The organism is Streptomyces sp. NPDC017993 (genome assembly GCF_044328065.1).
GTDB lineage: Bacteria > Actinomycetota > Actinomycetes > Streptomycetales > Streptomycetaceae > Streptomyces.
The window spans coordinates 358592-376838 of sequence record NZ_JBIRGO010000004.1 but is presented as its reverse complement, the minus strand read 5'-3'; the positions used below and the strand labels follow the sequence as shown (position 1 = coordinate 376838).

Sequence of the window (18247 nt, the reverse complement as noted above, 5' to 3'; positions counted from 1 at the left end):
ATGAGATGGATCACAGCGCCGCGCGTGGCGGGCACTCGAATCGCTGCCCGCCACGCGCGCGCAAGCCGGTCCTGACGACGTGGCAGCGGCTCGAACGCGGCAGCACCTCATATGCACGGCGCCTCAAATGAGGGGAAAGCCCTCGTAGTACGCGCCGACCTGCTGCCGGGACCCCGCGCTGTCGTCGGCTGCGGAGGTGCTGAACTCGGGGGCGTCCTTGATCTCGGCCTTGGTGCGGTTCACCTGGACCGTCTGTGCCGCCCTGTCGATCCGCGTGATGGTGCCGGCGGGCAGCAGGACCTCCTTGCCGAAGATCCACACTCCGGTGTCGACGACGAGATGGGCCGCGTCGACCTCGTCGGAGTGTTTGTCAACCTTGCCGATATGCCCGTCCGTTGCCTCCACCGCGAACCCGACAAGGTTCGCGCCCGCCGCGTCGCCGACCGACGGCCGGTAATCCCAGATGCTGCCACTCATTGCTGCCCCACTTCCTGTGCTTCGGTGCCACAACGCTTCCTCCGCCGTATTCGCCGTGCTCCGCAAGGAATGCGGAAGCCCGGGAACGGAGCCTCGGGAACGGAATGCTCGAAGTGAAATACTCCGGAGTGAAAGGGAGAGCGGCCGGAATGACGTGCCCAAGGGCTGCTCGCCCCTCGGTGCGGCACGTCACACCGGCCGGATGTCCCCTGATGACTCCTGTCGCTTCCGCGCGAGGCGCGGTCAGCGTCGGAAAGCTTCCCGGGTCTTGTGCCCGGCCTCACGCATGTCGGCCTTGGCGCGCTGGGCCCGGCCCTCCGCGGTCATCCGCTCGTTACCGACCGCGCGGCCCACGGTTTCCTTCACCGCACCCGTGAGCTGCTCGGCCTTGGCGGACATCTTCTTGTCCGAGGTCATGGTCGCGCTCCCTTACTGTTGAGCCGTTTCCTTGACGAGAGAGCGCGTGCCCGACGGTATCGGCGACAAACCGGCGGACATGCGCTCGGCGAGAAAACCCGGCCGGCATCCGCCGATGTGTATCCGCCGATGGACATTCGCCTTTTCGGCCGGTGAACACCGGGTAAGCGAGGAGTGGAATGACAAGCCGACGCGAGATCTGACGGGGTGAACAGCATGGACCACGGGGTGAAGGAAACCGGCCGCCCGTCGGGGGCGGGCCGGGGTAACGGCAACCCGGACGCGTACTCCGTTCAGCCACGGCAGGCCGCCGACGCACGCCACGCGGTAGCCGCGTTCCTCTCCGGGCTCCAGCCCCCGGCCTCCTCGGAGACCGCGCAGAACGTGCTCCTCGTCGTCTCCGAACTGGTGACGAACGCCCTGCGGTACGCCGGCGAGGTCACCGCGCTGCGGCTGACGGTGGAGGACGACGCGTTGCGGGTGGCTGTCGAGGACCCCAGCCCCGTCCGGCCGCGGGAGCGCAGCCCCGACCTGACCGGCCGCACCGGAGGCTTCGGCCTGTCCATGGTGCAGAGCCTGGCCCGTACGGTGACCGTCCGGCCGCACCCGCACGGCGGCAAGGCCGTCATCGCGACCCTGGCCCGCTGACCGCACCGGCCGAGGGCCTGACCGCACCGGCAGAAGAGAGCGGGCCCGCGCCCCGCACCGTCACCCGTCTGTCCCCTCGCCGACGCGCCGGATCGGACCGCCGCTCGCCCAGCTCCACGGCCGCGGAGCGCGGTGCGCGGCGCCGGCGCCGAGCGGTCCGCGACATCCGGCGGGCCGGGCCAACCGGAAGGATGAGGCGACGGCTCATCAGCCGCGTCCGCGAGCCGGTGCGGGCGCTCCCGAACGAAAGGGCGGTGCCCCGATGGCCCCGGACCGTGGCGCGGTCGACGTCGTGGTGATCGGTGCGGGCGCGGCGGGTCTCGCCTGCGCGCAGGACCTGCTGGCGGCCGGGCTGACAGTCGCCGTCGCGGAGGCTTCCGACGCGGTCGGCGGCCGGATGCGCACCGACCGGGTGGACGGATTCGTCATCGACCGCGGGTTCCAGGTCTTCAACACCTCCTATCCGCAGGTGCGAAAGCGCCTGGACCTGCGTGCGCTGCGGCTGCGTCCGTTCACACCGGGCGTGCTGGTGCACACCGACGACGGACGGCTGCGCTTCACCGACCCGAGCCGCGAGCCCCGCAGGGCGGCCGACCTGCTGCCGGGCCGGCTGGCGCGCCCCCGCGACCTGCTCGCGCTCGGCGTCCTGTCCGCCCGCGACATGCTGGCCCCGGCGCGGCTGCTCACCCGCGGCGCGGACCGCACCACGCGGACGGCGCTCGCCGCGGCCGGCGTGTCCGAGGAGTTCGTGGAGCGGTTCTTCCGGCCGTTCCTGTCGGGCGTGTTCCTGGAGGACGAACTGGAGACCTCCAGCCGGGTCTTCCACCTCGTCTGGCGCAGCATGCTGCGCGGCACGCTCTGCCTGCCGGGCGAGGGCATCGGCGCCGTGCCACGACAGCTCGCGGACCGGCTGCCCGACGGCACCGTGCGGCTCGGCTGTCCCGTCGACCGGCTCACCGACGACGGCGTCCTGCTGTCGGAAGGTGGCGGCACCCTCAGGGCCCGCACCGTCGTCGTGGCCACCGGCGCCGCCGCTGCCCGCTCGCTGCTGCCCGGCCTCCGGGTGCCGCCGCATCGCACCGTCACGACCTACTACCACGCGGCCCCGGCGTCCCCGCTGGCCGAGCCGACGCTGCTCACCGACTCGCGGCGGCGATTTTTGAACTCCTGCGTGCTGAGCGAAGTGGTGCCCGGCTACGCACCCGCCGGTACCGCACTGGTGGCCACCTCGGCCCTCGGTGCGGACCGCCCGGGACGGGAGAGCTCCCTGCGTGCCGCGCTGTCCGAGGCGTACGCCGCGGACACCTCGGGGTGGGAGGTGGTGACGGTCCAGGCCATCCGGGACGCGCTGCCTGCCATGCCGCCGCCGCACCCGCTGAGCAGGCCGTCCCGGATCGGGCCTGGCCGCTACGTCTGCGGCGACCACCGGGCGACCGGGTCCGTACAGGGCGCGCTGGCCTCCGGCGCCCGGGCCGCCCGTGAAGTGCTCCGCGACCTGGGTCGGTAGCCCCGTCGTCCCCGCCCGCCCTCAGGGCGGCCCGTCCCCGCGGTGCTCCTCCTGGCGTAGCAACTCCGCCAAGTCCGCCAGGCGGTCCAGGCCCCGCACGGCGCGCCGCATCCGGTGGTTGCCCTCCAGCCGCGCCCGATGCCGGTCGAGGAAGGCCCAGTAGCCGGCCGTGTAAGGGCAGGCGCGTTCCCCGACACGTTCGGTCGGCCGGTAGGCGCACGAGCCGCACAGGTCGCTCATACGGTGCAGATACGCGCCCCCGGAGGTGTACGGCTTGGTGGTCATCAGGCCCCCGTCGGCGTACTGCGACATGCCGACGACGTTCGGGAGCATGACCCAGTCGTAGCCGTCGACGAAGGACCGGTGGAACCAGTCGGTGACGTCCGCCGGGTCCCAGCCGCGCTGGAGGGCGTAGCTGCCGAGGATCATCAGGCGGGGGATGTGGTGGGTCCAGCCGGTGTCGCGCACCTGCCGCAGCACGGTGGCCAGGCAGCGCGCGGTGACCGCGTCGGCGTCCAGTTCCACGAACCAGCCGGGCAGCGGCGCGTGGTGGCGCAGCGCGTTGCGCCGCCGGTAGTCCGCGCCGAAGTGCCAGTACAGCTGCCAGACGTACTCGCGCCAGCCGGCGATCTGCCGGACGAACCCTTCGACACTGTTCAGCGGCGCCTCGCCCGCCCGCCAGGCGGCCTCCGCGCGCTCCACGCACTCGGCGGGATCCAGCAGGCCGAGGTTGAGCGAAGAGGAGAGCAGGCTGTGGCTCATGACCGGGTCGTGGGCCAGCACGGCGTCCTCGTACGGCCCGAAGGCGGCGAGCCGGTGCGCGAGGAAGCGGCGCAGCGCGGCGAGGGCCTCGCGGCGGCTCGCGGGAAAGCGCCGGGGGCCGTCGCGGCCGACGAACGTGACGTCCCCGTCGCGCTCCCAGCGGTCGAGGTCCCGCCGCACCTCCTCGTCGATCGCGTCCTCACGCGGCCGGTACGGCGCGGGGACGTCCAGGGCGCGGGCGCCCCGGGGCGGTGGTTCGCGGTTGTCGTGGTCGAGGTTCCAGCGGCCGCCGGCCGGCCGGTCCCCGTCCATGAGGAGGTCGTGGCCCTGCCTGACCCAGCGGTAGAAGTCCTCCTGGCGCAGGGTGTCCGTGCTCCGGGCCTCGGCCCAGGCCCGGAAGTCCTCCTGCGGCACGAGGAAGCCGCGGGCCGGCAGCACGGTGACGTTGCCGAGTGAGCCGGTCAGCGCCAGTGCCGCGCGGGACGTGGGGTGATGCACCGTCATCTCGCCGTCCCCGACGGCCTCCCGCAGACCCTCCCGGTAGGTGTCGGCACGGACGTAGCGCACCCGGTCGCCGAGTTCGGCGGCGCGGTGGCGCATCGCGCTGAGCACGAGGTGTGCCTTGGCGCGGTGGAAGCGGCGGCGCCGGAAGACCGAGCGGGCCTCGATCATCACCAGCGGCGTGTCGCGCCCGGGGCCGCTGTCCCCCGGGGCGGTGAAGTGCGGGCCGAGCTGGTCGCCGAACAGCCAGTGCGAGGTGCCCATGGCCGTTGCCTCAGTCCTTGCCGCGGGCCCGTTTGAAGCGGGCCAGGCCATCGGAGAGCTCGATGAGCGGCTCGGGATAGTCGAACGCGGCGCGCTCGGCGTCCGGCAGTTTCCACGGCTCGTGCACCGCGCGCCCCTCGACGTCCCGCAGCTCGGGCACCCAGCGGCGGACGTAGGTCCCGTCCGGGTCGAACCGCTTGCCCTGGGTCACGGGGTTGAGGACCCGGTTGGGCCGGGTGTCGGTGCCGGTCCCGGCCACCCACTGCCAGTTGAGCTGGTTGTTGGCGAGATCGCCGTCCACCAGGAGTTCCAGGAAGTGCCGGGCGCCGATCCGCCAGTCCACGTACAGCGTCTTGGCAAGGAAGCTCGCGGTCAGCAGCCTGCCGCGGTTGTGCATCCAGCCCTCGTGCGCCAGCTGCCGCATGGCCGCGTCGACCACCGGATAGCCCGTACGGCCCTCCTTCCACGCCGCGATCTCCTCGGCGGCCGACCGCTCGTCACGCCAACGGTCGTGGTGGGTGCGGTAGTCGACGGCGGCCGCGGTGGGCCTGGCGGCGAGCACCTGGTGATGGAAGTCGCGCCAGCACACCTGCCGGACGAAGGACTCGGCGCCTGGGCCGCCGCTCCTGCGTGCCCGGTGCACGGTCTCGACCGCAGAGACGGTGCCGAAGTGCAGATGCGGGGAGAGCCGGGAGGTCGCGTCGCCCGGCAGGTCGTCGTGCCGCTCCTCGTAGTCCGCGAGTCCGCCGCGCTGCCAGGCCGAGAGCAGCGCCCGGCCCTCCTTCTCGCCTCCCGCGGCGAGCCCCGCCGAGACCCCCGAAACGTCCTTACGGGACGGCACCGGCTCCGAGGAGACGCGGTCCGGTACCCGCACGGTGCGGGGAGCGCCCAGCGGACCGCGCAGACGTTCTCGCGACCAGTGCCGGAAGTACGGCGTGAACACCGCGAAGTGGTCCGATGAGGCCGGTGTCAGGGCGCCGGGCGGGACGGCTGTGACGACGGCGTCGTGGACGCGCAGACGCCGGCCGTCGGCCTCCAGTGCCGCACGCAGCCGCTCCTCCCTGCGGTGCGCGTAGCCGCTGACGCCGGCCGCCAGGTGCACCTCGTCGGCCTCGGTCTCCGCGGCCACCTCGCAGACCTGCTCCACCACGTCCCCGGACCGCACGACCAGCCTTCCGCCGCGCTCACGCAGCCCCGCGTCGAGGTCGGTGAGGCAGTCGGCGAGGAACGCCTGGCGGTTGGGCGCGGCGAAGCCACCGGAAGCGATGACCTCGTCGCGCACGAACAGCGGCACCACCCGGTCGGCCGCGTGCAGGGCCGCGCGCAGCGGGGGGTGGTCGTGCAGGCGCAGATCGGAGGTGAACAGGACGACAGCGACAGTCATGGCGTCACTCCAGGGCGAACGGTGACGTGTTCGGCGGGGGCGGCCCGGTCCGCTCGCGGTGTCCGGGAGGCAGCTCTCTCACGGCGGCGCGGGCTGCCGCTGCGGGCGGGCGGCCTCTTCCTCGGCGGCGGTCCTGGCGATGTTACGGGCCATGCCGCCGAAGACGACGGCGTGGAACGGCGAAACGCTCCACCAGTACAGATGTCCCAGCAGCCCGTGCGGATGGAAGATCGCCCGCTGCCGGTAGCGGGTCCTTCCCGAGCCGTCCCGGTCGGCGTACATCTCCAGCCACGCAAGGCCCGGGATCCGCATCTCGGCACGCAACCGCAGCAGCCTGCCGGGTTCGATCTCCTCGACGCGCCAGAAGTCGAGGGAGTCCCCGGTCCGCAGGTGCGCGGCGTCGCGGCGGCCGCGCCGCAGCCCCACCCCGCCCACCAGCCTGTCCAGCCGGCCGCGAATCGCCCACGCGAGCGGGAAGGAGTACCAGCCGTTGTCCCCGCCGATGCCCTCGATGACCCGCCACAGCGCCGACGGCGAGGCATCGACCGGCAGTTCACGCCGGTCGGTGTAGAGGCTGCCGCCGGCCCAGTCGGGGTCGGTGGGCAGCGGGTCGCTCGGCGCGCCCGGCACCGAGGCGGAGGACCACCGGGTGGTGACGTTGGCCTCACGCACCCGCTGGAGCGCCAGCGACAGCGCGGTGGCCAGGTCCACGGGGGACCTCGGCCGGTCGGGTACGTACCGGGCGATGTCGTGCTCGTGGCACACCACCTCGTGGCGCAGCGACTCGGTCAGCGGCCGGGCGATGGCCGGCGGCACGGGTGTGACCAGCCCGATCCAGTGACTGGAGAGCCGGGGCGTGAGCACGGGTACGGGCACGATCAGCCGCCGCGGCAGCCCGGAGATCGCCGCGTACCGCCGCATCATGTCCAGGTAGGTGACCACGTCGGGACCGCCGATGTCGAAGGTCCGGCTCACCTCCTGCGGCAGTTCCGCGCTGCCGACGAGGTAGCGCAGCACGTCGCGGACCGCGATCGGCTGGATGCGGGTACGGACCCAGCTCGGGGTGACCATCACCGGCAACCGCTCGGTGAGGTAGCGCAGCATCTCGAAGGAGGCCGATCCGGAGCCGATGATGACCGCCGCACGCAGGACGGCGGTCGGGACCCCCGACGCCAGCAGGGTTCTGCCCACCTCGGCCCGCGAGCGCAGATGCGGGGAGAGCTCCCGTTCGTCGACGCCCGCCGGGGTGAGCCCGCCCAGGTAGACGACGCGCCGGACGCCGGCGGCGCGCGCCTGCTGACCGAAGATGCGGGCGGACTCGCGATCGGTCCGCTCGAAGCCCGCGCCGGTGCCGAGGGCGTGCACCAGGTAGTAGGCGATGTCGATGCCCCGCATGGCCGCGCCGACGGACGCCGCGTCCGTCACGTCGCCCTGCACCACCTCGGCCCGCCCGGCCCAGGGGTGGTCCCGCAGCTTGCCCGGCGATCTGGCCAGGCACCGCACCCGGTAGCCGGCGTCCAGCAGCTCGGGCACCAGCCGGCCCCCGATGTACCCCGTCGCGCCGGTCACCAGGCAGTGCGGCCCACGTGCCGGGTCCTCGCTGGTCATGGGGGCCTCCACCTCGCATCGTGCCGTTGCGTCCACCTTCTCCCGCCCCTGACGGTTCCGCTTGTCCTCCGCCGCCGACCGCCGCCCGCATGCCCGCGGCCGCGGGCATGCGGGCGGCGCGCGGCCGCGGCAGGGCCGGTCGGGGGACCGATGTAGGCCGTCAGTGGAGTAGACCTCTGTACTTATCCACAGCCCTGTCGGGCACGGGGCGGAACGCGTAACGTGACGCGGCATGAAGATCCTCATCTCGGCCGACATGGAGGGCGCCACCGGCGTGACCTGGCCCGCCGATGTGCTGCCCGGCACGCCGCAGTGGGAGCGGTGCCGCCACATGTTCACCTCCGATGTCAATGCGGCGATCGCCGGATTCTTCGCCGGCGGAGCCGATGAGGTGCTGGTCAACGAAGCGCACTGGACGATGCGCAATCTGCTGCTCGAGCAGCTCGACGAGCGCGCCCAGATGCTCACCGGACGCCACAAGTCGCTGAGCATGGTCGAGGGCGTCCAGCACGGCGACGTGGACGGCATCGCCTTCGTCGGCTACCACACCGGCGCAGGCACCGAAGGCGTCCTCGCGCACACCTACCTCGCCAATTCCCTCACCGGCGTCTGGGTGGACGGCGCCCGCGCGAGCGAGGGCCTGCTGAACTCCCTCGTCGTCGCCGAATACGGCGTGCCCGTGGTCCTGGTCACGGGCGACGACCGCACCTGCCAGGACGCACAGGGGTACGCCCCGCAGGCGCCCGCGGTAGCCGTCAAGGACTACGTCTCGCGCTACGCCGCGGTATGCCGGCCCCCGGCCCGTACGGCGGCCGACATCCGGGCCGCGGCCCGGGAGGCGGCGCCCCTCGCGGTGCGCCACGAACCGGTCCGGGGCGGCCCCTTCCACGTCGAGATGGAGTTCGACGCGGAGCATTTGGTGGGCGCGGCGACCTGCGTACCCGGCGTCGAGCGCGCCGGAGAGCGCCGCGTCGCGTATACCAGTCAGAACATGTACGAAGCCATCCGGTGCTTCAAGGCGGTCACGACCGTCGTCTCGTCCGCCGTGGAGGAACAATATGGCTGACCTCACCGGGCCGGTCGACCAGCAGGCCCTCGACGAGGTCGTGCGGTTCACCTCCGACCTGATCCGCATCGACACCACCAACACCGGCGACGGCACATGCCAGGAGCGCCCCGCCGCCGAGTACGTCGCCGAGCGGCTGGCCGCGGCCGGCATCGAACCGACCCTCCTGGAGCGCACCAAGGGCCGTACGAACGTCGTCGCCCGCATCCCGGGCACCGACCCCGCGGCCGACGCCCTGCTGGTGCACGGCCACCTGGACGTGGTGCCCGCCGAGCCGGCCGACTGGACCGTGCATCCCTTCTCCGGCGAGGTCCGCGACGGCGTGGTCTGGGGCCGCGGCGCCATCGACATGAAGAACATGGACGCGATGGTGCTCGCCGCCGTCCGCCGCTGGGCGCGCACCGGCGTGCGGCCCCGGCGCGACATCGTGCTGGCCTTCACCGCCGACGAGGAGGCCAGCGCCGACGACGGCTCGGGCTTCCTCGCCGACCACCACCGCGACCTCTTCGAGGGCTGCACCGAAGGCATCAGCGAGTCCGGGGCCTACACATTCCACGCGGGCGGCGGGATGCAGCTGTATCCCATCGCGGCGGGGGAGCGCGGCACGGCCTGGCTGAAGCTGTCCGCCCAGGGCCGCGCGGGCCACGGCTCGAAGGTCAACGACGCCAACGCCGTCAGCCGGCTGGCCGCCGCGGTGGCCCGCATCGGCGCGCACGAATGGCCGGTGCGTCTCACCCCGACGGTGCGGGCCGCGCTCCGCGAACTCGCCGTGCTGCACGTCATCGACGTCGACGTCGAGGCCCCCGACTTCGACGTCGACACGCTGCTGAGCAAGCTCGGCCCGTCCGCCGACCTGGTCCGGCCGACCATCCGCAACAGCTCCAACCCGACGATGCTCGAAGCCGGTTACAAGGTCAACGTGATCCCCGGCAGCGCCGTCGCCTACGTGGACGGCCGGGTGGTCCCCGGTGGCGAGGCGGAGTTCCGGACGACGATGGACGAACTCACCGGCCCCGAGGTCAGCTGGGACTTCCACCACGGCGAGGTCGCCCTGCAGGCACCGGTCGACTCCCCGACCTTCGCCGCGATGCGCGACGCCGTCGAGCATTTCGACCCGCAGGGGCACGTCGTCCCCTACTGCATGTCCGGAGGCACGGACGCCAAGCAGTTCTCCCGGCTGGGCATCGCCGGCTACGGCTTCTCACCGCTGAAACTGCCCGAGGGCTTCGACTACCAGGCACTCTTCCACGGCGTCGACGAGCGGGTACCCGTCGAGGCGCTGCACTTCGGTGTCCGGGTGCTGGACCATTTCCTGCGACAGGCATGACGGTACGCCCCGCCGGGCGGCCCGGCAGAGGAGGACTTCCCGCATGGTGACCACCGCCCCCTACGGAGCCTGGCCATCCCCGATAGACGCCCGGACGGTCGCCGCGCACGACGGCCGTCCGGCGTTCATCGGCGGGGTCGGTGACGAGGTCTGGTGGACCGAGCCGCGGCCCGCCGAGCGCGGCCGCCGGGCGCTGGTCCGCAGGCGGCACGACGGCGCCGAGGAGGCGGTACTGCCCGCCCCGTGGGACGTCCGCAGCCGGGTGCTGGAATACGGCGGCCAGCCCTGGACGGCCACGGACACCGGGCGCGGACCGCTGGTCGTCTTCAGCGAGTTCACCGACCAGCGGCTGTACGCCTGCACACCGGACAGCGGCGACGCCCCGCGCCCGCTCACCCCGCTGTCCGCCGTCGGCGGCGGCCTGCGGTGGGTCGACCCGGTGCTGCGCCCGGAGCTGGGGGAGGTGTGGTGCGTCCTGGAGGAGTTCACCGGCGACCGCCCCACCGACGTCCGCCGGGTGCTCGCCGCCGTGCCGCTGGACGGCTCCGCGTCCGAGGACCGCCGCGCCGTCCGGGAGTTGAGCGACGACCGGCACCGCTTCGTCACCGGCCCGCGGCTCTCCCCGGACGGCCGGCGCGTCGCCTGGATCGCCTGGGACCACCCGCAGATGCCCTGGGACGGCACCCTCGTGATGCTCGCCGACATCAGCGCGAAGGGCGAATTCGACAACATCCGGCGGCTAGTCGGCGATCTCGGCCCCACGGCGCCGGGCGGGGGCGAGCGGGGCGAGGCCATCGCGCAGATCGAGTGGGCCGCCGACGGCTCGCTGCTCTTCGTCTCCGACCTCAGCGGCTGGTGGCAGCTGGAGCGCATCGACCTCGCGGCGACGCCCGGCACGGCCGCCCGCCGCGCTCTGTGCCCCGCACGCCAGGAGGAGTTCGGCGGCCCGCTGTGGAACGTCGGCGAGCGCTGGTTCCTGCCGCTGGAGAACGGCACCATCGCGGTCCTGCACGGCCTCGGCCGCACCAGCCTGGGCGTCCTCGACCCGGTCACCGGCGAACTGGTCGACTCGGTGGGCCCGTGGACGGAATGGGCGCCCACCCTCACCGTCCACGGCAGCCGCGCCTTCGGGATCGCCGCCGGACCGCACAGCGCCTACGAGGTCGTCGAACTCGACACCTGCACCGGCCGCTCCCGGGCCATCGCCGCCCGCCACACGGACGTCGTGGACCCCGCCTACTACCCCCGCCCGCGGGTCCGCACCTTCACCGGCCCCGATGGCCGGGACATCCACGCCCACATCTATCCGCCGCACAGCCCCGATCACACCGGCCCCGACGACGAACTGCCGCCGTACGTGGTGTGGGTGCACGGCGGCCCGACCGTCCGCGCCCCCCTGGTCCTGGACCTGGAGATCGCCTACTTCACCTCCCGCGGCATAGGTGTCGCCGAGGTCAACTACGGCGGCTCGACGGGATACGGCCGCGAGTACCGCGAGCGGCTGCGCGGCCAGTGGGGCGTCGTGGACGTCGAGGACTGCGCGGCGGTCGCCCGGGCGCTGGCCGACGAGGGCACCGCAGACGGCGCCCGGCTGGCGATCCGCGGCGGCAGCGCCGGCGGCTGGACCACCGCCGCGTCGCTGACGTCCATGGACCTCTACGCCTGCGGCACCATCAAGTACCCGATCCTGGACCTGGCGGGCTGGGCGACCGACGAGACCCATGACTTCGAGTCGCGGTACCTGGAGTCCCTGGTCGGCCCGCTCGCGGAGGTCCCCGACCGCTACCGCGCACGCTCGCCGCTGCACCGCGCGGACCGTATCGCGGCACCGTTCCTGCTGCTCCAGGGCCTGGACGACGTCATCTGCCCGCCCGTGCAGTGCGAGCGGTTCCTCGCCGAGGTCGCCGGGCGCGGCATTCCGCACGCCTATCTGTCCTTCGCCGGCGAAGGACACGGCTTCCGCCGCGAGGACACCATGGTCCGCGCCGTCGAGGCCGAACTCTCCCTGTACGCCCGTACGTTCTGCTTCATCCGCGACGACGTCCCGGAGCTGGAGCTGCACACATGACGGCGGCGCGGCTGATCCGGCCGCCGCGGCTGCGGCCCGGCGACCGGGTGGCGGTCGTCGCCCCCAGCGGCCCGATCGCCCCGGAGCGGCTGGACTGCGGTCTGGACATCCTGCGCGGCTGGGACCTCGACCCGGTCACCTCGCCCGGCACCCGGGGCTCCCACGACACGCTGAGCTATCTCGCCGCCTCGGACGAGGACCGCGCCCGCGAGCTCCAGGAGGCGTGGTGCGATCCGTCCGTCGCCGCGGTGTTCGCCGCGCGCGGCGGCTACGGCGCCCAGCGGATGGTCGACCTGCTGGACTGGGACGCCCTGCGCGCCGCGGCCCCCAAGCCGCTGATCGGCTTCAGCGATGTCACGGTGCTGCACGAGGCGTTCGCGGTGCGGGCCGGAGTGTCCTCGCTGCACGGACCGGCCGTCGCCGGTGAGGTCTTCCTCAAGGACGACGCCACCCGCGAGCATCTGCGCCGCACCCTCTTCGCGCCGGAGACGGTTCGCACTCTCGACTCCGGGACGTCCCGGCCGCTGGTGCCGGGCCGGGCCCGCGGGGTCACCGTCGGCGGCTGTCTGACGATGCTCGCCGGCGAGGTCGGTACCCCGCAGGCCCGGCGCGATGTCTCGGGCGGTCTGCTGCTCCTGGAGGACGTGGGGGAGCCGCCGTACCGCATCGACCGGGCGCTGACCCAGTTGTCGCGGGCCGGCTGGTTCGACGGCGTCGCAGGGATCGTCCTCGGCTCCTGGGCCCGCTGCGGGCCGTACGCACACGTGCGGGAGGTGCTCAGGGACCGGCTCGGGGGGCTCGGGGTGCCGGTGGCGGAGGAGTTCGGCTTCGGGCACGGCGACTCCGCGCTGACCCTGCCGCTCGGCGTCCCGGCGGAGCTGGACGCGACGGCCGGGACGCTGGCCCTGGAGATCCCGGCGTTGAGCTGACCGCGTGCGCGGACCGTACGCGCCCACTCGGGTGACGCACCGTCATGTCCTGTGAAAAACACGCCGAATGGTGTGAGAGTGAAGGCAAGCGCCGAGGGCGCCTGCTGAACTGACGTCCGAACAGCGACGCGCGTCAGAAGCGTTGACATGCGGGTTACTCGTGTCACAGCATGAGCGCGCCGTTACCGACTGGTTGGTACGACGTGTCCTTGTGGAGGTCTGCGTGCCCAGCGTGTCCCGAGCCGTCTCCCGCCCCGCACTGCGCAGGTCACTCGCCCTGCTGGCCGGGGCAGCCCTCACCGCGCCGCTGGCCCTGACCGCCGCCCCCGCGAGCGCCGCCGCGCCGTATACCGTCACCGCCCTGAAGGTGACCGTCCGCGCGGGCGACCGCAGCTGCACCGTGGATGCGGACCTCTACCGCCCGGCCGGCGTCAGCGCCGCACACCCGGCACCCGCCGTGCTGACCACCAACGGCTTCGGCGGAAGCAAGGCGGACGGTTCGACCGACGTCACCGCCAAGTCCTTCGCCGCCCGTGGCTATGTCGCCATGGCCTACTCGGGTCTGGGCTTCGGCAAGACCGGCTGCCCGATCTCCCTGGACGACCCCCGGATCGACGGGAAGGCGGCCTCCCAGCTCGTCGACGTCCTGGCGGGGGTCCGGGCGGCGGATGACGGCACCCGGGTCGACTACGTCACGAAGGACGGCGCGAAGGACCCGCGGGTCGGCATGATCGGCGGGTCCTACGGCGGTGCCATCCAGATGGCCACCGCCGCCGCCGACCACCGGGTGGACGCGCTGGTGCCGCTCATCACCTGGAACGACCTGTCGTACTCCCTGGCCCCGAACAACGCCGACCGCGGCAGCGGCGCAACCGGCCAGGTGCCCGGCGCGTACAAGTACCAGTGGACGAACGGCTTCTTCCTGATCGGTGAGGCCCAGGGGCTGGCGCACCCCGGCCTGGACCGCTCACGGACCGGCGGCGCGGGCTGTCTGCACTTCGTCGCGTCGGCCTGCCAGACCAAGCGGCTGCTGGACTCCGGAAGCTACCCGGCCCAGGATACCGCGACGATGCTCCGCTACGCCCGCAGCGTCTCCCCGGTCTCGTATCTGAAGTCGGTCACCGCGCCGACGCTGCTCGTCCAGGGCCAGGCCGACAGCCTGTTCAACCTCAACGAGGCCGCCGACACCTACCGCACCCTGGCCGCCCAGGGCACCGAGACCAAGATGATCTGGCAGGCATGGGGGCACAGCGGGGGGATGAAGAAGCCGGTCGCGGGCGAACTCGATCTCAAGCAGGGGAATCTGGAGACCAGCTACGTCGGACGGCGGATCCTCGCGTGGTTCGACCGCTATCTGCACCGCAGGACGGACACCGACACCGGGCCCGCCTTCGCCTACTACCAGGACTGGGCGCCCGAGGGCTCCAGCTACGCGACCGCCTCCGGCTATCCCACGAGCGGCAGTCAGCGGCTGTACCTCTCCGGTGACGGCAAGCTCGTCGACAATCAGACGAAGGTGGCGCGCGGCAGCCGGCACTACCGCAACCTCCCGGTGGCCAGCAGCCACTCGGAGAGTTCGCTGGCCGGGCTGCTCGGTATGCCGGACACCGCGCCGTTCGACGGTGCGGGCACTCACCTGGCATGGACGTCCGAGCCGGTGACGGGCGGGCCGGCGGATCTCGTGGGCGCACCCGAGGTGACGCTCAAGGTCGTCTCGCCGGCGGCCGAGCGGACGCAGAACTCCTCGGACGCGGCCGGCAAGCTGGTGCTGTTCGCCAAGCTCTACGACATCGCGCCGGACGGCCGCAAGACGCTGGTGCACCGGTTGGTGGCCCCGGCCCGGGTGCCGGATGTGACCCGGCGCTTCACCGTGGAACTCCCGGGCATCGTGCACCGCTTCCAGCCGGGGCACCGGCTGCGTTTCGTCGTCGCCGCGAGCGACTCCGCCTACACGGGCAACCGCGGCATCAAGCCCGTGACGGTCACCAGTGCCCCCGGCGACACCGGAGTGCTCGAACTGCCGGTCATGCGGGGGCATGTGGGCTAGCGCTGCCGCTCAGCCGCCCGCGACCTCGATGGCCCGCACCGGGCAGGCGCGGGCGGCCTCCCGCAGCAGCGGGTCGCCCGCGCCGTCCTCCCGGCCGGGCAGCACCGTTCCGAAACCGTCGTCGTCCTGGGTGAAGACCCGCGGCGCGGTCAGGGCGCACTGGCCGGCGCCGATACAGATGTCCTGGTCGACGGTGACCCGCACGCCGGACTCCTTTCCCGATGCTGTCGTCATCCCGCTCACCAGGCCAGGGGCAGTTCGATCATGCCTTGCAGAGTGTCCCCGGGGTTGATGGGGAGGTCGCCGGCCGGAACGGCCAGCCGCAGTCCCGGGATCCTCGTGAAGAGGGAACGCAGGGCGATCTCCATCTCCGCCCGCGCGAGATTCTGGCCCAGGCACTGGTGGATACCGAATCCGAAGGCCACATGGTGACGGGCGGCACGGCCGAGGTCCAGGGTGTCCGGCGCCGGGTACACGGTGCCGTCGCGGTTGATCAGGGAGGCCGGGAAGATCACGCCCTCGCCGGCCCGGATGGTCCGCCCGCCCCACTCGATGTCGTCCTTCGCCACCCGCAGGATGCCGTCGAGAATCGACAGGAAGCGCAGCAGCTCCTCCACCGCGCTGGGCATCAGGTCTTCCCGGGAGCGCAACTGCGCCAGCTGTTCCGGGTGTTCCAGCAGCGTGAGAGTGCTCAGCGAGATCATGTTGGCGGTGGTCTCATGGCCGGCGACCAGCAGGATCATGGCCATTCGGGTCAGTTCGTCGTGCTCCAGCGCGCCGGCTCGCAGCCGGTCCTCGATCAGTTCGTCCAACAGCCCGTCGCCCGGATGCTTCTCCTTCCGGGTGATCAGATCGGCGAAGTAGGACTCCAGGGTCTGGCGGGCGGTCTCCGCCTCCTCGCCGGTACGGCCGCGCAGGATCCGGTGGGACTGCTCCTCGAAGAACTCGTGATCGGCGTACGGCACGCCGAGGAGTGAACAGATCACCATGGAGGGGACCGGCAGCGCGAAGGCGGAGACCAGCTCGGCGGGCGGGCCCTGCGCCAGCATCCGGTCGAGGAGGTCGTCGACGATCCGCTGGATCTCCGGGCGCATCGCGGCGATCCGCTTGACGCCGAAGCTGGGGATCAGCATCCGGCGCTGGGTGTTGTGCACGGGGTCGTCCACGCCCAGGAGCGGCGCCCTGGTCCGCCGGACCGCCGAGAAGCGCTCGCTCGGGATAGGGAAGGCCGGGTCCAGCCGGTCGGAGGACAGCCGCTGGTCGGTGAGCAGCTCGCGTGCCTCGGCGTGGCCGGTCACCGCCCATACCGAGCGGCCGTCAAAGAGGGCGACGCGGGCCAAGGGGCCCTGTGCGCGCAGCGAGTCGTAGCCGGCCGGGGGGTGGTAGGGACAGGTGCGGTCCTGGGGGAAGGAGATGGCTTCGGTCATGGACGCCTCCCGTACGAGGGGCCCGGGTCCCCTGCGCGGCATGTGACGGACAAGCGCGCCCCGTGCGACGCACCCGGTCCCACCTCATGCCTGCGTCCCGGCGGACGTCTACGGGCAGTTCGGCCAACTTCTGCGGGTTGAGCCGGGTTCGGCGGGGTGTCCGTCCGGTCGGCGATGCCGCCGAGGAAGTCTTCGACAACATCGAACGGGCCGTCGTCGGACGGGTGCAGGCGCCTGCCCGCCGGTCGCGCCGGGTCCGGCTGCTCAACCGCCTGTCGTGGCCCCGCCCCCGTGCCGTCGCGCTGCCCACCGGGGCGCGGCCGGCCCAGCAGGCTTTCGCGCGCACCGACTTCCGGGACGCCTGGCAGATGGATCTGCTGCCGGGCATGCCGGAGGAGCCCGCAGCCTGGGAGGGTGTCCTGCGCGGCGCCTCCTTCCCCGTCGCCGGGCGCGCGGGCGGCGAGATCCTGCTCGGCCGGGATGCCCGGCATCTGGATTTCCGCGCCTCGATCCTGGTCGCGGACGGCCGTGTCACCCTCGGCACGGTCGTGCGTCTCCACGGGCTCAACGGGCGGCTCTACTTCGCCGCCGTACGGCGCGTCCACCCCTTCATGGCCCGGACGATGCTGCGCAGGACCCACCGCCGCCTCGCGCTCGCCGCACCCGCAGCGGGGGAGCGGGAGTGGCGGCGGGCGAGGAGCGAAGGGCCGCGCGACCCGGTGCGGTGACGCCGGATCAGCGCGCCCTGCGGGCGGCGCCGTACGGCGCCTGCCTGGCCAGGCGCCGCCCCGCCTCCGTAGGATCTGCCGATGACGATCAACCCTCGCCCGCTTGCGCGCGGACCCCGCGTGGACCTTCGGCCCTTCACCGCCGCCGACCAGCAGGAGTTCACCGCGCTGGCCCGGGAGAGCAGGCCCCTGCACCACCCGTGGCTGTTCCCGCCGGAGACCCCCGCCGCGTACGACAGCTACCTGCGCAGGCTGGAGGAACCGGTGCGCGAGGGCTTCTTGTTCCGTGCGCACGCCGACGGCCGGATCGTGGGGTTCCTGACGATCAACAACATCGTGCACGGCGCCTTTCGATGCGGTGCGATCGGCTACGGAGCCTTCGCGCACGCGGGCGGGCGCGGGCTCATGACCGAGGGGCTCCGGCTGGTCCTGCGCCACGCCTTCGAGGAGATGGGTCTGCACCGGCTGGAGGCCAACATCCAGCCCGCCAACACCCGGTCGATCGCCCTGGTCGAGCGCGCCGGGTTCCGGCTGGAGGGACTCTCACCGGACTTCCTCTTCATCGACGGCGCGTGGCGCGACCACGAGCGCTGGGCGATCACCAGCGAGATGGTGCCCGAGGAAGGGGCGGAGGGGGCCGGGAAGGCGTGATCCTCGCGGTGCCGACCGGGCAGAGTGGGGCCATGGGAATCGACTTCCGCCGCACCGTGCCCGTCTTCCGCATCTTCGATCTGGCCACAGCGCACGCCTTCTATCTCGGCTATCTCGGCTGCACCGTCGACTGGGAGCACCGCTACGAGCCCGGTATGCCGCTCTACACCCAGGTCTCGCGCGACGGCCTGGTCCTGCATCTGTCCGAGCACCACGGCGACGCGACGCCCGGGTCCACCGTCTTCCTGGAGCTGAGCGGAGTACGGGACCTGCACGCCGAGCTGGCGGGCAAGGACTACCCCAACCTGCGGCCCGGCCTGGAGGTGGACGAGACGGGCACGTCGCTCACCCTGACCGACCCGTTCGGCAACCGGCTGCGCTTCCACGAGCGGCACCCGGACGAGCCCGCGTCCTGAACGGCTGACGTGCCGAGCGA

At 72.7% G+C, this 18247-nt stretch carries 17 protein-coding genes; 10 read left to right on the top strand and 7 right to left on the bottom strand.

The genetic code is table 11. The features are described 5' to 3' along the window. Nucleotides 1–123 precede the first annotated feature (123 nt). Both ACH4FH_RS09020 and ACH4FH_RS09015 read right to left on the bottom strand, forming a co-directional pair. Nucleotides 124–477, bottom strand: a complete 354-nt coding sequence (locus ACH4FH_RS09020; protein ID WP_398555087.1) for a PRC-barrel domain containing protein — start codon at nucleotides 475–477, stop codon at nucleotides 124–126. A 243-nt stretch (nucleotides 478–720) separates the two neighbouring features. Next, on the bottom strand, nucleotides 721–894 hold the full coding sequence (locus ACH4FH_RS09015; RefSeq protein ID WP_398555086.1) for a CsbD family protein: 174 nt from the start codon (nucleotides 892–894) through the stop codon (nucleotides 721–723). A 216-nt stretch (nucleotides 895–1110) separates the two neighbouring features. Here ACH4FH_RS09015 and ACH4FH_RS09010 point away from each other — a divergent pair, with 216 nt between their 5' ends. Both ACH4FH_RS09010 and ACH4FH_RS09005 read left to right on the top strand, forming a co-directional pair. Next, nucleotides 1111–1542: an ATP-binding protein gene (locus ACH4FH_RS09010; RefSeq protein WP_398555085.1), complete on the top strand. Its 432-nt coding sequence runs from the start codon at nucleotides 1111–1113 to the stop codon at nucleotides 1540–1542. Between the two features lie 262 nt (nucleotides 1543–1804). Further along, nucleotides 1805–3049 (top strand): NAD(P)/FAD-dependent oxidoreductase, encoded by a 1245-nt coding sequence (locus ACH4FH_RS09005; RefSeq protein WP_398555084.1) that lies wholly within the window; start codon nucleotides 1805–1807, stop codon nucleotides 3047–3049. 21 nt (nucleotides 3050–3070) lie between these two features. On the opposite strand, the gene ACH4FH_RS09000 is transcribed toward ACH4FH_RS09005, so the two are convergent. The 3 genes from ACH4FH_RS09000 to ACH4FH_RS08990 all read right to left on the bottom strand — a co-directional run bounded on the left by ACH4FH_RS09000 (nucleotide 3071) and on the right by ACH4FH_RS08990 (nucleotide 7568). After that, nucleotides 3071–4576 (bottom strand): cryptochrome/photolyase family protein, encoded by a 1506-nt coding sequence (locus ACH4FH_RS09000; protein WP_398555083.1) that lies wholly within the window; start codon nucleotides 4574–4576, stop codon nucleotides 3071–3073. 10 nt (nucleotides 4577–4586) lie between these two features. After that, nucleotides 4587–5960: a cryptochrome/photolyase family protein gene (locus ACH4FH_RS08995; RefSeq protein ID WP_398555082.1), complete on the bottom strand. Its 1374-nt coding sequence runs from the start codon at nucleotides 5958–5960 to the stop codon at nucleotides 4587–4589. A gap of 78 nt (nucleotides 5961–6038) precedes the next feature. After that, nucleotides 6039–7568 (bottom strand): SDR family oxidoreductase, encoded by a 1530-nt coding sequence (locus ACH4FH_RS08990; RefSeq protein WP_398555081.1) that lies wholly within the window; start codon nucleotides 7566–7568, stop codon nucleotides 6039–6041. Nucleotides 7569–7800: 232 nt separating this feature from the next. Between ACH4FH_RS08990 and ACH4FH_RS08985 the strand changes: the two genes are divergently transcribed. From ACH4FH_RS08985 to ACH4FH_RS08965, 5 genes are all read left to right on the top strand, one after another. Continuing rightward, nucleotides 7801–8634 (top strand): M55 family metallopeptidase, encoded by an 834-nt coding sequence (locus ACH4FH_RS08985; protein WP_398555080.1) that lies wholly within the window; start codon nucleotides 7801–7803, stop codon nucleotides 8632–8634. Next, nucleotides 8627–9961: a M20/M25/M40 family metallo-hydrolase gene (locus ACH4FH_RS08980; RefSeq protein ID WP_398555079.1), complete on the top strand. Its 1335-nt coding sequence runs from the start codon at nucleotides 8627–8629 to the stop codon at nucleotides 9959–9961. Before ACH4FH_RS08985 ends, ACH4FH_RS08980 begins: the two co-directional genes overlap by 8 nt. A gap of 43 nt (nucleotides 9962–10004) precedes the next feature. Next, entirely contained in the window at nucleotides 10005–12029 is a 2025-nt protein-coding gene (locus ACH4FH_RS08975) for a prolyl oligopeptidase family serine peptidase (protein ID WP_398555078.1), read from the top strand. Then, nucleotides 12026–12958 carry an LD-carboxypeptidase gene (locus ACH4FH_RS08970; protein WP_398555077.1) on the top strand — a complete coding sequence of 311 codons (933 nt, stop codon included), beginning with the start codon at nucleotides 12026–12028 and terminating at the stop codon, nucleotides 12956–12958. The genes ACH4FH_RS08975 and ACH4FH_RS08970 overlap by 4 nt, the downstream gene beginning before the upstream one ends. 232 nt (nucleotides 12959–13190) lie before the next feature. Then, nucleotides 13191–15005: a CocE/NonD family hydrolase gene (locus ACH4FH_RS08965; RefSeq protein ID WP_398555221.1), complete on the top strand. Its 1815-nt coding sequence runs from the start codon at nucleotides 13191–13193 to the stop codon at nucleotides 15003–15005. 9 nt (nucleotides 15006–15014) lie between these two features. Here the strand turns inward: ACH4FH_RS08965 and ACH4FH_RS08960 are convergent, their stop codons facing one another. Both ACH4FH_RS08960 and ACH4FH_RS08955 read right to left on the bottom strand, forming a co-directional pair. Continuing rightward, the gene (locus ACH4FH_RS08960) at nucleotides 15015–15239 is read right to left on the bottom strand and encodes a ferredoxin (RefSeq protein WP_398555076.1); all 225 of its coding nucleotides are present in this window, start codon (nucleotides 15237–15239) and stop codon (nucleotides 15015–15017) included. Nucleotides 15240–15244: 5 nt separating this feature from the next. Continuing rightward, nucleotides 15245–16432: a cytochrome P450 gene (locus ACH4FH_RS08955; RefSeq protein WP_398555075.1), complete on the bottom strand. Its 1188-nt coding sequence runs from the start codon at nucleotides 16430–16432 to the stop codon at nucleotides 15245–15247. A 137-nt stretch (nucleotides 16433–16569) separates the two neighbouring features. Between ACH4FH_RS08955 and ACH4FH_RS08950 the strand changes: the two genes are divergently transcribed. The 3 genes from ACH4FH_RS08950 (at nucleotide 16570) to ACH4FH_RS08940 (ending at nucleotide 18227) form a co-directional block, all read left to right on the top strand. Beyond that, nucleotides 16570–17160 (top strand): DUF2867 domain-containing protein, encoded by a 591-nt coding sequence (locus ACH4FH_RS08950; protein ID WP_398555074.1) that lies wholly within the window; start codon nucleotides 16570–16572, stop codon nucleotides 17158–17160. A gap of 81 nt (nucleotides 17161–17241) precedes the next feature. Beyond that, nucleotides 17242–17811, top strand: a complete 570-nt coding sequence (locus tag ACH4FH_RS08945; protein ID WP_398555073.1) for a GNAT family N-acetyltransferase — start codon at nucleotides 17242–17244, stop codon at nucleotides 17809–17811. Between the two features lie 32 nt (nucleotides 17812–17843). After that, nucleotides 17844–18227 (top strand): glyoxalase superfamily protein, encoded by a 384-nt coding sequence (locus tag ACH4FH_RS08940; RefSeq protein WP_398555072.1) that lies wholly within the window; start codon nucleotides 17844–17846, stop codon nucleotides 18225–18227. Nucleotides 18228–18247 lie beyond the last annotated feature (20 nt).